The organism is Noviherbaspirillum autotrophicum (assembly GCF_000818395.1).
GTDB lineage: Bacteria > Pseudomonadota > Gammaproteobacteria > Burkholderiales > Burkholderiaceae_D > Noviherbaspirillum > Noviherbaspirillum autotrophicum.
The window spans coordinates 1,619,864-1,633,607 of the sequence record NZ_JWJG01000028.1; the positions used below are offsets into that span (position 1 = coordinate 1,619,864).

Sequence of the window (13,744 nt, forward strand, 5' to 3'; positions counted from 1 at the left end):
TGTCAGGACACGGATGCCACGCCCATATTGGCTAGCCTGTCGGCGCGTTCATTACCATCATGCCCGGCATGACCCTTGACCCAGCGCCATTGAATGCTGTGCGTTGCCTGGGCACTGTCGAGAGCTTGCCACAGGTCGACGTTCTTGACCGGCTCCTTCGACGCGGTCTTCCAGCCACGCGCTTTCCAGCCGTGAATCCATTCGCTGATGCCTTTTTGAACATACTGGCTGTCAGTATGCACGACCACTTCGCAGGGTCGCTTGAGCGCGGAAAGCGCTTCGATCACGGCTTTCAATTCCATGCGATTGTTGGTGGTATTCAGTTCGCCACCAAAAAGCTCCTTCTTGTGCTCGCCTGCGATCAGCAATGCTCCCCAACCGCCGGGGCCGGGATTTCCCTTGCACGCCCCATCGGTATAAATCACAACTTTATCCATTCCTATTTTTCTGCCTGTGTATCTTGTTAGTCGCTGGCACGCCTTGGCGCGCGGTCGCAGTTTGCTTGGTCCACACCGGTCCAATCAGACGCATGCCACGAATACGCTTGAATGCATGGACCATGTAAACCGCGCCGAGATAAGGCCACCAGCGATTGCCAGCCTTTTCCATGAAAGCAAAGCGCTTCAGCCATTTTTCCGTGGTACACGGCGGCGCATAACAGCCGAAATGGCCCCGATTTACCTCCATATTGAGCAGTTTCAGCCAGTCCTTCAGACGCGGCACGCTAATGAACTCACCGTCCTGCGGCATGAAATGCGCCCCCGTCAAGCGCCCCGCTACTTGGCGCAATCCCCAGAGACTAGCCGGATTGAAGCCGCAGATAATCACTTGCCCTTCCGGAATCAGCACCCGCTCAACTTCACGCAACACCTGATGCGGCTCGGCCGCAAATTCCAGCACATGGGGCAGCACCACTAAATCGAGGCTTTGTGATGCAAACGGCAGTTCGGCAAAGTCATGCACCACGACGATGGGCGCGCGCCTGTCACTTTGTACCTTGCCCGGCATTTGCGTGTCGGTCAGCCATTTGTTGGGCATGCGGTTCGCCTGCAGCGCTTGAATCTGCGGCAAGCCAATCTGGACCGCATTGAATCCGAAAATATCCGCCGTCAATTCGTCCAGCCGCGCCTGCTGCCATGCCCTGACATAGCCACCGGTCGGCGTCTCCAGCCAAGGGCCGAGCGCTATAATGGATTTTTCAATTGGCGGATGGTCCATCATATGTTGACTGTATTGGCTGTTCCGGCTTTTCAGGACAATTACTTGTGGTTGATTCACGACGGCAGGCATGCCGCAGTGGTCGACCCGGGAGACGCAACACCGGTTCTTGCAGCGCTTAATGCACATCAACTTTCCCTGGCCGCTATTCTACTGACACATCATCATGCTGACCATGTTGGCGGCGTGCCGGGCCTGTTGGCAAACTTCCATGTTCCCGTATTCGGACCGCGTCATGAAGCGATTCCTCAAATTACCGAGCCATTGAGTGAGGGCGACACTGTTACGATACCCGAATTAGACTTGACGCTCGCTGTACTCGACGTTCCCGGTCACACAAAAGGACATATTGCTTATGTCGCCCACCAGCAGCAATGGCTGTTCTGCGGCGACACCTTGTTTGCCGGTGGCTGCGGCCGGTTATTCGAAGGTACGCCAGAACAGATGGCGGCTTCTTTGACCAAGCTTTCCGCTCTGCCAGACGCAACGCAAGTCTATTGCGCGCATGAATACACGCTCGCCAACCTGCACTTTGCCAGAGAGGTGGAACCAGACAATCCAGCGCTTGATCCTCGCATCCAGGCCGAGCAGGCAAAACGTGACCACGGCCTCCCCACCATCCCGTCCACCATTGGTTTGGAACGGTCCACCAATCCCTTCTTGCGCTTTCATGAGCCCGCCATTGCAGAGCGGCTCATCGCCTTACAACATCTTTCCTCCAGGGAACCAATTGCTGTTTTCACTGCCTTACGGCAATGGAAAAACACCTATCGTTGAGATGACGCATTCCCTTGTAAAATTGTTATGATAGATAATAGTGGTGGAATGTAATAAACCTTGACGTAGGAAAACACGATTACGTAAACTCCCGGGCATTTAATCCGCTCGCCCGACAGTTCGCGCCCCATTAGGGGCGCGTCGAATGTTTGAGTGCGGGTTTCGAGCCAGCCGACTGCCGATGCGGCGGTATACCAAAAGCAAGTGAGGCCACATGCATCTGCCGAAAACAACAAAACTATCTATTGCAGCACTATTTCTATTCGGCACCCCACTTACCACGCTGGCCAACGACCTTTCCCTCCCCCTCTACAACTGGGCGCAGGCATCCGCGCTCGACAAGCCATACGATCCGAACGATCCGATCGCACAAGTGCTGGCGATGGAGGAAGTCGATGTCTGGGGACGCATCCGCAAGGGTTTCGGCATTCCGGACCTGAACAATCCGCTGGTCGAGAATCAGCTGCAGTGGTACACCTCGCGCCCCGATTACATCCAGCGCACCACCACGCGCGCCTCGCGCTACCTGTTCCACGTCGTGCAGGAACTCGAAAAGCGCGGCATGCCGACCGAACTGGCGCTGCTGCCCTTCATTGAATCAGCCTTCAATCCGCAGGCTTATTCGACTGCGAAGGCTGCCGGCATGTGGCAGTTCATTCCATCGACCGGCCGCGACTTCAACCTCAAGCAAAGCATCTTCAAGGACGAGCGCCGTGACGTCTTGGCGTCGACCGATGCGGCGCTGACCTACCTGCAAAAGCTGTATGACATGTTCGGCGACTGGCAACTGGCGCTGGCCGCATACAACTGGGGCGAAGGTTCAGTGCAGCGCGCGGTCAACAAGAACCGCGCCGCCGGCTTGCCGACGGACTTCAACAGCCTTTCGCCACTGATGCCGGTTGAAACGCGCAACTACGTGCCGAAACTGCAAGCAGTCAAAAACATCATCGCCATGCCGGCGCAATACGGCATCGCACTGCCCAAGGTGGAAAACCAGCCGTATTTCGTCACCATCGGCAAGACGCGCGATATCGACATCAAGGTTGCCGCGCAGCTCGCCGAGCTATCGGTCGATGAGTTCAAGGCGCTCAATCCGCAGTTTAACCGCCCGGTCATCACCGGCAGCTCCGACACCCAGATCCTGCTCCCGCAAAGCAACGCAGCCAAGTTCAAGGCCAATCTGGCGAAATGGGGTCGCGCCTTGTCGTCATGGACTGCGCACAAGGTCACGAGTGCGCGTGAACGCATCGAGACGATCGCCTCGAAGTTCCACACCACGCCGCAGGTGATCCGCGAAGTCAACAACATTCCGCCGAATATGCGCCTGAAGGCCGGCTCGACCGTGCTGGTGCCAAAGGCTGAAGGCGCACCGGAAAGGGACATCGCGCCGGAGATTGTGGACAATGCGACCATCGCGGTCGAACCGGATGTGCCGGATACCCGCCGCATCTATGTCAAAGTCGGCAAGCGCGACACCCTGGCGTCGATCGCCAAACGCAACCAGGTGAGCATCGCGCAGATCAAGAGCTGGAATAGCCTGAAGCATGACAAAGTGTCTTCCGGGCAGACCCTTCAGCTTCACGTACCTTACAAGGCCTCGAAAAACGGCTCCTACCACGTCGCCCGAGGGAGCACGCCGCCGCATCGCAAAGTTGCCCCGCCGGTGCGCAAGAGCAAAGCAACGGCAACTACATCCAAAACGCACAAGAAGCACCGCGGCTAATCAATCGCCCCAGCGACTGCACAGGCCGTACTGCTGGGGCTGCCATCATTTACTCCTGTCCCGGCGCGCCGATCCTGCCCTCCTCCAGGGTCGAATAACTGGAGGCTGCAAGCAGGCGCTTGGTGTAGGCCTGACGCGGATGGGACAGCACCTCTTCCGTAGTGCCGCTTTCAACGACCTTTCCATCCTTCATTACCATCACGCGATGCGCCATCGCGCGTATGACCGCGAGGTCATGGCTGATGAACAGGTAGGCCATACCGTACTTGCGCTGCAACTCGGCGAGCAGCAACAGGACTTGCTGCTGCACCGAGACATCGAGCGATGAAGTAGGCTCGTCTAGCAGGAGCAGCTCCGGCTTCAGCACCAAGGCGCGCGCAATCGCGATACGCTGGCGCTGCCCGCCCGAAAATTCGTGCGGATAGCGCGACATCATTTCCGGCGCAAGGCCGACCTCGGCAAGACTTTGGGCGACGGCATCGCGCAGGCCCGTCTTGCCCAGCTTGGGCTGATGCAGCTCCAGTCCCTCGCCGACAATCTGCTCGATCGTGCGGCGCGGCGACAACGAGGCGAACGGATCCTGGAACACTACCTGCATACGCGCGCGCAACGGTCGCAACGCCGCGCTCGGCATCTCGCTGATCGGGTTGCCGACAAATGCGATACGCCCCGTTACCGACGCCGACGACAGCCGCAACAAGGCCATGCCTAGCGTAGATTTGCCGGAGCCAGATTCACCGACAATGCCGAGCGTCTCGTGCGGCTTCAAGGTAAGGTCGACGTTGTCGACTGCCACAAACTCCTTCTTCTTGAACCAACCCATCGGAATCGAGAACGTGCAGCGCACCTGTTCGGCCACCAGCAAGGGCGTCGACGAGTCATCGACGGCGTCGACTGCGCGCGTCGGATGGCTGGCCAGCAGCTTGCGCGTGTAGGCTTCGCGCGGCTGGGCAAATAGGTCATGCGTGGTTGCGGCCTCGATCAAGCGCCCACGCTCCATCACACCGACCCGGTCGGCAAAATGGCGCACCAGGTTCAGATCGTGGGTGATCATCAACACGGCCATGTTCTCTTCGTGCTGCAACTGGTTCAGCAACTCCAGGATCTGGACCTGGATCGTCACGTCCAGCGCGGTCGTCGGTTCGTCCGCGATCAGGAGCTTGGGCTTGCACGCCAGTGCCATGGCAATCATCGCACGTTGACGCTGCCCCCCGGACAACTGGTGCGGGAACGCGAGGGCGCGCCGCGCCGGCTCGGGAATGCCGGTCTTGTCCAACAAATCCACCGCGCGCTGCGCCGCCATCTTTGCGCTCAAGCCCTCGTGCAGCATCAGTACTTCCGCAATCTGGTTCCCAATGGTGAACAAGGGGTTGAGGGCGGTCATCGGCTCCTGGAAAATCATCGCTATGTCCTTGCCGCGCACCGCACGCATCGCCGCTTCCGGTTTCTTCAGCAAGTCGTTGCCGTCGAACAGGATGCTTCCGCCATAGCGCGCGTCCTGGTTCAGTCGCAGTACGGCGAGCGAGGTTACCGTCTTGCCCGATCCCGATTCGCCGACCAGGGCGAATTTCTCGCCGGGTGCGATACTGAAACTGACGTCGTGGACGACCGTGGACGATCCAAACGCCACATTCAAATTCTTGACGTCGAGCAAGCTCATGCCTTCCTCCTGACGTCCAGCGCATTACGCAGCGCATCGCCAATATTGGTCAGCAGCAGCAAGGTCAAGGTCAATGCAAAAAAGGTCGACAGCGCAATCCACCACGCGTCCAGGTTGTTCTTGCCCTGCGCCAACAGCTCGCCGAGGCTCGGCGTCGGCGGTGGCACACCCAGCCCGAGGAAGTCGAGGCTGGTGAGCGACAGGATGGCCGCGCTCATGCGAAAAGGCAGAAAGGTTACGACAGGGGTCAGGCTGTTGGGCAGCACATGGCGCCAAATGATGGTTCGGTTCGACAGGCCCAGTGCACGCGCCGCCTGCACGTACTCGAGATTGCGGTTACGCAGAAAATCGGCGCGCACGTAGTCTGACAACCCCATCCAGCCGAACAGCGAGAGCAGGATCAGCAAGAGGCCGAGGCTTGGCTGGAAGATCGATGCAAAAATGATCAGCAGGTACAGTTCCGGCATCGATCCCCAGATTTCCATGAAACGCTGGAAAAACAGGTCGGTCTTGCCGGCAAAATACCCCTGGATGGCACCGGCCAGCACGCCCAGGATCACGCCCGTGATTGTCAGCGCGAGGCCGAACACGACTGAAATGCGAAAGCCGTACAACAGCCGGGCGAACACGTCGCGCCCCCTGTCATCGGTACCGAGCCAGTTATCTGCGGAGGGAGGCGCGGGATTGGGCGACTTGGCGAAGTAATTCAGCGTGTCGTAGTAATAGTGATTGATCGGATAGATCGCCCAGTTCCCCTTCTTCCGGAACTGGTCTTGGATGAAGGGATCGAGATAATCCGCCTGCGAATCGAAATCGCCGCCAAAATCCTTCTCCGAATAGGTATGCACCATGGGGAACATCATGGTGCCGTTGTAGCGTGCCAGCAGCGGCTTGTCATTCGATATCACCTCGGCCATCAGGCTCAGGCCGAACAGCACGAGGAAAATGACCAGACTCCAGTAGCCCCGGCGATTCTGCTTGAAACGCAGCCAGATGCGGCGCCCCGGCGAGATGGATGGCGTAGTTGTAGTTGCGTTCATCGGTTCAGACTCTCGAATTGCACCCGCGGGTCGGCCCACACATAGCACAGGTCGCCTATCAGTTTCACCACCAGTCCGATCAGCGTAAACAGGTAGAGCGTGCCCATCACGACCGGGTAATCGCGCCGCACCACCGACTCGTAGGACAGCAGACCCAACCCGTCAAGCGAGAACAGGGTTTCGATCAAGAGACTGCCGGCGAAAAAGGCACCGATGAATGCCGCCGGGAATCCGGTCACCAGCGGAATCAGCGCATTGCGGAATACGTGCTTGTACAGCACAGCCTGCTCGCTCAGTCCCTTGGCGCGCGCTGTCAGCACATACTGCTTTCTGATCTCTTCGAGAAAGGTGTTCTTGGTCAGCATCGTCATCACCGCAAACGAGCCAGCGACCGAGGCGGTGACCGGCAAGGTGATATGCCACAGGTAATCAAGGATCTTGCCGAACCAGGAAAGCTGCTCCCAGTCGTCGGAGGTCAATCCGCGCAAGGGAAACCATTGCACGAAACTTCCACCGCCGAACAGCACCAGCAGCAGCACGCCCAGTACGAAGCCGGGGATCGAATAGCCAATCAGCACCGCAAGGCTCGTCACCACATCGAACCGAGTCCCTTCGCGCACCGCCTTGGCAATACCGAGCGGCAGCGAAATGAAGTAGGTAAGGAAGAAGGTCCACATGCCGATGCTGATCGATACCGGCAGTTTCGACTGCACCAGCTGCCACACATCCTTGTGGTGATAAAAGCTCTGCCCCAGGTCGAAGCGTGCAAAACCTTTCAACATCAGCCAGAAGCGCTCTGCCGGCGGCTTGTCGAAGCCGTACAGCGCCTTGATCTCTTTCACCCGTTCCGCGTCGATACCCTGACGGCCGCGATATTCGGCGGCGCCACCTCCCGAGGCCTCGCCGCCGGCAGTCTGTCCCTTTTTCAGCTCGATCAAGGCTTGTTCGACCGGTCCGCCGGGCACGAACTGAATGACCGCAAACGTAATCGCCACCACCCCGAGCAGCGTCGGAATCATCAGCAGGACGCGTTTTCCAATGTAAGACCAAATGTTCATCATTGCCCTCTCATCGCGCTTTCTGCTGCCACCAGGTTGAGATCACATACGGGTCGGCCGCATAGTACAGCGGCAGCTTGGCGGGAATGCCGAAGCGGTTGTGGTAGGCGACCCGATGGGTGGAAGAATACCAGTGCGGAACGACGAGATACTTGTTCAGCAACACGCGGTCCAGCGCGCGCGCCGCAGCAACCAGCTGCCGGCGCGACTCAGCCATGACCACAGCCGTGATCAGCTTGTCGACCGCGGGATCCTTCAGGCCCCAGGCATTGTTGGAGCCTTTTTCGTCGGCCGCCTTGGAGCCGAGCATGTCGAACAGTTCGTTGCCGGGGCTGTTGGTGTCCGGGAAGCGGATGCTGGTCATGTCGAAATCGAACTCTTCCATGCGCTTTTGCACCAGCGCGTAGTCGGCGGTGCGCTGGTTGACCTGGATACCGAGCTTTTGCAGGTTGCGCACATACACCGTGATGATGCGCGACAGTGCTGACTGGTCATCCAGGATTTCGAATGTGAATGGTTCACCCTTGCTGTTGCGCAGCGCCCCGTCACGGTATTCCCAGCCGGCTTCCTTGAACAGCGCCTTCGCCTGCAACAAGTTGGCACGCAGGGAACCGGGAGGATTGGTGCTTGGCGGTACCGGCACCGGGCCGAACACGGCCAGATCGAGCTTGTCGCGCAGCGGCTCCAGCAGTTTCAGTTCATCCGCCGTCGGCATGCCGGTCGCCGCCAGCTCACTGTTGTTGAAGAAGGAATAGATGCGCTTGTACTGGTTATAGAAAAGCTGGCGGTTCATCCATTCGAAATCGAGCGCCAATCCAAGTGCCTGGCGCACCCGCGGGTCCTTGAACTGTGGATGGCGCAGGTTCATCACGAAGCCTTGCATGCCGGCCGCGTTCGAGTGCGGCAGCTCGCGCTTGACGAGTTCACCACTGGCAAACTTCGGTCCGATATAGCTGCGCGCCCAGTTCTTCGCGCTGTATTCGACCACCACGTCGAATTCACCAGCCTTGAACGCTTCCAGTCGCGCCACATCGTCCTTATAAAAGCGATACACGATGCGTTCGAAATTGAACATGCCCCTGCGGGCCGGCACGGCGTCGCCCCAGTAATTAGGATTGCGCTTGTAGGTGATGGAACGGCCGACATCGTAGCGTTCGATCAGGTATGGGCCGGTGGTAATTGGCGGTTCGAGCTGAATCTTGTCGAACGACGTGTTCGCGCCCCACTTGCGTGAAAAAACCGGCACACCTCCGACGATCAGCGGCAATTCGCGGTTGAGCGTCTTGAAGTCGAAGCGCACCGTGAGGTTGTCCACCACAACGCACTGCCGGACATCGGCAAACACCGTCTTGAATTGCGGCGCGCCCTTGGCCATCAGCGTGTCGTAGGAATACTTGACGTCGGCGGCAGTGACCGGATCGCCATTGTTGAACCTCGCTTTCGGGTTCAGCCGGAATGTCATCGACATCCGGTCCGGCGCCAGTTCCATGTCCTCAGCCAATAGCCCATACATCGTTGCTACTTCGTCGGAGGAGCCGGTCGTGAGTGTTTCGAACATCAGGTTGGAGACACCGGCGGCCGATACCCCCTTCAGGGAAAACGGGTTGAATTTGTCAAAGCTCGTGCGCCGATCCGGATTGGCAAGGTACAACGCCCCGCCACGCGGGGCGTCCGGGTTGACGTAATCAAAGTGCGTGAAGCCGGCCGGATATTTCGGCGCGTCGTACAGGGAAAATGCATGAGCCGCAAACGCGCTGCCGCTAGCTTGAAGGAAACTGAGGAACAGGAAGGAAAAAAGGAATTTACGCATCCGCCTAGATATGAAAGAAGCTGTCGCCGTAGCCGCACAGAAGCAGGCTATTGTACCCATTTAAAAGGAGATCGCATGGTGCTGCGCCGAAAATGCCGTTGACATCCGAAGCCGCAGGGCAATGGCAAGGGACGGTTTTATCATGGGAAATTTCCGTCAAAATTGATTTTTGATATATCCCATGGTGAACGCAAAAGTTGCCCTTGAGCCCACTCCCCCCTACAATCTTGCCGAGTTGAAAAATCCGGACGCAAAAAATCGGCAAAATATTCGTCTTTTCGGCGCTCCATGCGCTTGATGTACCGACGCCCGTCCTCAAAGCGCATAAAATACGCAAAATCATTTGGAGTCATTTATGGCATTCCTACAAGGCAAAAAAATACTGATCACCGGTCTCCTGTCCAACCGCTCCATCGCCTACGGCATCGCTCAGGCATGCAAGCGCGAAGGTGCCGAACTGGCATTCACCTATGTCGGCGAGCGCTTCAAGGACCGAATCACCGAATTCGCGAAAGAATTCGACAGCAACCTGATCTTCGACTGCGACGTCTCCAGCGACGATCAAATCAACGCACTGTTCGCCGATCTCGGCAAATCCTGGGATCATCTGGACGGCCTGGTGCACTCAATCGGTTTTGCGCCGCGTGAAGCGATTGGAGGCGATTTCCTGGAAGGCTTGTCGCGCGAAGCTTTCCACATTGCGCAAGATATCTCCGCCTACAGTTTTCCGGCGATGGCCAAGGCCGCGTTGCCGATGCTGCGTCCCAATGCCTCGCTGCTGACCCTGACGTACCTGGGCGCGGTGCGCGTCACGCCGAACTACAACACCATGGGCCTGGCGAAAGCGTCGCTGGAAGCCAGCGTGCGTTACCTGGCCGAATCGCTCGGCCCGAAAGGCATCCGCGTCAACGGCATTTCGGCCGGCCCGATCAAGACGCTGGCCGCGTCCGGCATCAAGGATTTCAGCAAGCTGCTCGGCATCGTCGCCGCCCATGCACCGCTGCGCCGCAATATCACGATCGAAGACGTAGGCAATACCGCAGCCTTCCTGCTGTCCGATCTTGCCAACGGCATCACCAGCGAAATCACCTATGTTGACGGTGGCTTCTCGCATGTGATGTACGCGCCAACGGAATAAGTCTTTTCCCTCTCCCACAAGCGGGAGAGGGGTCTTTCTTCCTTGCAGGCGCCATACCCGCCTGCGGGAAAATAATTCGGCACCCAACAGATTTAGTCTGTATAATTCGCCGCTGTGCACTGCAGCAAGCAGTCACTTGAGCAGCATCGCAACCCTTTAGCTGTACGATAAAGCCATCCCGCCTTTTGGTGTTGACATTCCAGACACCGTCCCGGCGCAAAGCTTTGTGCCGAAATCTCTCAGAATTTTTTCTCAGCTGTTTCGTTGGTTCGCGTTGCATTTTTACATTCGCGCAACGGCCATGAACGTGCTTGTCACGCTTTGGTCGCGGCGTTGATTTATACGAAAGAACACAATGAGTTTTGAAGCCCTAGGCCTGCACACGTCCATCCTGAAAGCCTTGACCGAAGCTGGCTATACCAAGCCTACGCCGGTACAAGAACAAGCGGTTCCCGCAGCATTGCAAAACCGCGACCTGATGGTGTCGTCGCAGACTGGCTCCGGCAAGACTGCAGCATTCATGCTGCCGGCGCTGCACAAATTCGCCCTTGCCGAGCAACAGCTCCAACCCGGCACCAAAACGCCCAACCAGGAACGGCAATCCGTGCGTGCACGCGGCGAGCGCCCGCGCTTCCAGCCTGCGCAACCGAAGATGCTGGTGCTGACGCCGACGCGCGAACTGGCGCTGCAGGTGACGACGGCCACCGCCAAGTACGGTTCCTATCTGCGCCGCGTGCGCGCCGTATCCATTTTGGGCGGCATGCCATATCCGAAGCAGATGCAACTGCTGGCCAAGAATCCCGAGATCCTGGTGGCGACCCCGGGCCGCCTGATCGACCATATGGAGTCGGGCAAGATCAACTTCTCGCAGCTGGAGATTTTGGTGCTGGACGAAGCCGACCGCATGCTCGACATGGGCTTCATCGACGATATCGAAAAGATCGTCGAGGCAACACCGGAAACCCGCCAGACCATGCTGTTCTCGGCAACGCTGGATGGCGTGGTAGGCAATATGGCCAAGCGCATCACGAAAGACCCGCTGGTGATCCAGATCGCCAGCGCCGGCACCCGTCATGAAAACATCCAGCAACGCGTGCACTTCGTCGACGACATGTCGCACAAGAACCGCCTGCTCGACCACCTGCTGCGCGATGCCTCGCTCGACCAAGCGGTGGTGTTTACCGCAACCAAGCGCGACGCCGATACCATTGCCGACCGCCTGAACATCGCCGGCTTCGCCGCTGCAGCACTGCATGGCGACATGCACCAGGGCGCACGCAACCGTACGCTCGACGCGCTGCGCCGCGGCCAGGTGCGTGTGCTGGTAGCGACCGACGTCGCCGCGCGCGGCATCGACGTGCCGGGCATCACGCACGTGGTGAACTATGATCTGCCGAAATTCCCGGAAGACTACGTGCACCGTATCGGCCGTACCGGCCGTGCCGGCCGCAACGGACAGGCAATCTCCCTGGTGAACCATTCGGAAAACATGAACATCAAGCGCATCGAGCGCTTCACCAAGCAGATCATTCCGGTGGACGTGATCGAAGGCTTCGAACCGAAGAAGACCGCGACCGCACCGCGCAGCAACCGCAAGCCGGGCGCGCCGCGTTCGAGCGGCTGGAAGCCGGGCGACAACCGCGGCAATAGCAGCAAGCCGGGCCAGCGCAGCTTCAGCAAGCCGGCCGGCCCGCGCAAGGAAGGCGGCTTCAGCAAGGGAGCGCGTTCTGGCGAGGGCGCGCGCCGCACCTACGGCGACCGCTGATCGTTCTTATTGCATCAACAAAAACGGCCGCCCGGTAACCGGAGCGGCCGTTTTTTTACGTGCTGCCGTTTCGCATATGGGCTACATCGCACACGTACGAAAGCCGATGAACATGTCGTTCCGCCCCGGAAGGCAGAAATTGCGGAATTTCGGCGAGCGCAGGCGCAACCGGGTGGCAAACGACGCGCCGCGCACCGCCTGGTGCGTCATGAAATGTGGTTCGGAATACTCGCGATACGCATCCGCGGAAAATCCTGGATAGGGTTCGAACGGCGAGCAGGTCCATTCCCAAAGGTCGCCCCAACGCAGCGCCGGATGCGCCGCCAGCGCCGCGTATTCCCATTCGGCTTCCATCGGCAGGCGCCTGCCAGCCCAGGTGCAATACGCCTGCGCCTCGAACAGGCTGACATGGCGTATCGGCTCGTGCAGCGGTAGTGCGATCTGCCGGCCGAATCGCTGGCAGCGCCAGCGATTGCCCTCGGGTTCCCAGTCGCGCGGCGCCGACATGTCGTTGCGCATCAGCCAGTCGCGCCCGGCCGCCGTCCAGAACTGCGGATTCTGATAGCCGCCGTCGGCAATGAATTCCCCATACTGCGCATTCGATACCAAAGTCGAATCCATCGTGAAGGGCGGCACATAGACAGCGTGCTCCCATTTTTCATTGTCGAACACAAAGCCGTTGTCGGACTTGCTGCCCAACTGGGTCGTGCCGCCAGGAAAACGGATTTCGCCTTGCGCCCAAGCCGGCATGCTGTGCTCCGCCAGCTGTTGCGGCAGACGCACGCCGAGGGTCTGCAGCATGTTGGCAAGCATTTCGCCGCGCATGTCTTCATATGCCAGCACCAGCCGATACGGGTACAGTGCCGTGGCATCGTTTTTGGCGCGGCCGAGTTTGTCGAGCACGCGATCCAGCACTTCGCGGCAATAGGTTTTCAATGCCCCCGTGCTGGGCAAATCAAGGCTCCAGCGCGCGCGGTGTGGTACCGTGTTGGCATCAAACCAGTCGTCGCCCTTGGTCAGCAGCGAGGTGCGCTGGGCCGCATGCGGCGCGCTCGATTGCGCCTCGCGCAGAACGTACCATTCGGCAAACCATGCAATATGCCCGAGCTCCCATAATGGCGGATGAACTTCGGTCAAGAGTGGCACCTTGCGCGGCACATCCAGTCCTGTGGAAGTGAAACAATCAAACAGGGTGAGCGTATATTCGCGCGCGTCCTGCAATGCACCGGCGAGCTCGTTCGGCGTTGCCGTTCGAAAGGAAAAATTCATTGCTGTACTGGATGAAACCAGAAAGTTTCGCTGTCTTCATTATCGACGGCACGGTGACAAATGCCAACAAGCGATACGCTGCAACGCCGCACCATTCCAGCCAACCTCAGGCGATTGCGTGCTTGACAACGCGTCGCCTGCTCTTCTACAGTGGACACATGTCGATCGCTCGCGCACATCACTTCCTCCTTTCGCCTATCGTCCGCTGCCTGCCGGCGAGCGCGCTACTGCGCCTGGCGCGCTGATACTTTCCCCCTCCCTGTTGTCTGTTGTTGCCCGCATGCCG

At 58.8% G+C, this 13,744-nt stretch carries 13 protein-coding genes; 5 read left to right on the top strand and 8 right to left on the bottom strand.

Annotation, left to right across the window (positions count from 1 at the left end):
• Positions 1-2: 2 nt before the first annotated feature.
• Both rnhA and TSA66_RS08825 read right to left on the bottom strand, forming a co-directional pair.
• Complete coding sequence (rnhA, locus tag TSA66_RS08820) at positions 3-437, bottom strand: ribonuclease HI (protein ID WP_040039727.1); 435 nt, start codon at positions 435-437, stop codon at positions 3-5.
• Positions 430-1,218 carry a class I SAM-dependent methyltransferase gene (locus TSA66_RS08825; RefSeq protein WP_040042351.1) on the bottom strand — a complete coding sequence of 263 codons (789 nt, stop codon included), beginning with the start codon at positions 1,216-1,218 and terminating at the stop codon, positions 430-432. The genes rnhA and TSA66_RS08825 overlap by 8 nt, the downstream gene beginning before the upstream one ends.
• A 3-nt stretch (positions 1,219-1,221) precedes the next feature.
• On the opposite strand from TSA66_RS08825, the gene gloB reads away from it, so the two are divergent.
• On the top strand, positions 1,222-1,995 hold the full coding sequence (gloB, locus tag TSA66_RS08830) for a hydroxyacylglutathione hydrolase (RefSeq protein WP_040039728.1): 774 nt from the start codon (positions 1,222-1,224) through the stop codon (positions 1,993-1,995).
• A gap of 214 nt (positions 1,996-2,209) precedes the next feature.
• Positions 2,210-3,718 carry a transglycosylase SLT domain-containing protein gene (locus TSA66_RS08835; RefSeq protein WP_232429433.1) on the top strand — a complete coding sequence of 503 codons (1,509 nt, stop codon included), beginning with the start codon at positions 2,210-2,212 and terminating at the stop codon, positions 3,716-3,718.
• Between the two features lie 49 nt (positions 3,719-3,767).
• Here the strand turns inward: TSA66_RS08835 and TSA66_RS08840 are convergent, their stop codons facing one another.
• The 5 genes from TSA66_RS08840 to TSA66_RS26820 form a co-directional block, all read right to left on the bottom strand.
• Entirely contained in the window at positions 3,768-5,378 is a 1,611-nt protein-coding gene (locus tag TSA66_RS08840) for an ABC transporter ATP-binding protein (RefSeq protein ID WP_040039729.1), read from the bottom strand.
• On the bottom strand, positions 5,375-6,418 hold the full coding sequence (locus tag TSA66_RS08845; RefSeq protein WP_040039730.1) for an ABC transporter permease: 1,044 nt from the start codon (positions 6,416-6,418) through the stop codon (positions 5,375-5,377). The genes TSA66_RS08840 and TSA66_RS08845 overlap by 4 nt, the downstream gene beginning before the upstream one ends.
• Complete coding sequence (locus tag TSA66_RS08850) at positions 6,415-7,476, bottom strand: microcin C ABC transporter permease YejB (RefSeq protein WP_040042353.1); 1,062 nt, start codon at positions 7,474-7,476, stop codon at positions 6,415-6,417. The genes TSA66_RS08845 and TSA66_RS08850 overlap by 4 nt, the downstream gene beginning before the upstream one ends.
• Positions 7,477-7,486: 10 nt before the next feature.
• Entirely contained in the window at positions 7,487-9,286 is a 1,800-nt protein-coding gene (locus TSA66_RS08855; protein ID WP_040039731.1) for an extracellular solute-binding protein, read from the bottom strand.
• 140 nt (positions 9,287-9,426) lie between these two features.
• On the bottom strand, positions 9,427-9,639 hold the full coding sequence (locus TSA66_RS26820; RefSeq protein ID WP_157691638.1) for a hypothetical protein: 213 nt from the start codon (positions 9,637-9,639) through the stop codon (positions 9,427-9,429).
• Positions 9,640-9,641: 2 nt separating this feature from the next.
• Here TSA66_RS26820 and fabI point away from each other — a divergent pair, with 2 nt between their 5' ends.
• Both fabI and TSA66_RS08865 read left to right on the top strand, forming a co-directional pair.
• Positions 9,642-10,424 carry an enoyl-ACP reductase FabI gene (gene fabI / locus TSA66_RS08860; protein WP_040039732.1) on the top strand — a complete coding sequence of 261 codons (783 nt, stop codon included), beginning with the start codon at positions 9,642-9,644 and terminating at the stop codon, positions 10,422-10,424.
• Positions 10,425-10,779: 355 nt separating this feature from the next.
• A complete protein-coding gene (locus TSA66_RS08865; RefSeq protein WP_040039733.1) occupies positions 10,780-12,189 on the top strand; it encodes a DEAD/DEAH box helicase in 1,410 nt (469 codons plus the stop codon).
• Positions 12,190-12,270: 81 nt separating this feature from the next.
• Here the strand turns inward: TSA66_RS08865 and senA are convergent, their stop codons facing one another.
• On the bottom strand, positions 12,271-13,458 hold the full coding sequence (senA, locus tag TSA66_RS08870) for a selenoneine synthase SenA (protein ID WP_052452189.1): 1,188 nt from the start codon (positions 13,456-13,458) through the stop codon (positions 12,271-12,273).
• Here senA and TSA66_RS08875 point away from each other — a divergent pair.
• Positions 13,458-13,703 (top strand): hypothetical protein, encoded by a 246-nt coding sequence (locus tag TSA66_RS08875; RefSeq protein ID WP_040039734.1) that lies wholly within the window; start codon positions 13,458-13,460, stop codon positions 13,701-13,703. The two genes, senA and TSA66_RS08875, sit on opposite strands and share 1 nt — an antisense overlap.
• Positions 13,704-13,744 lie beyond the last annotated feature (41 nt).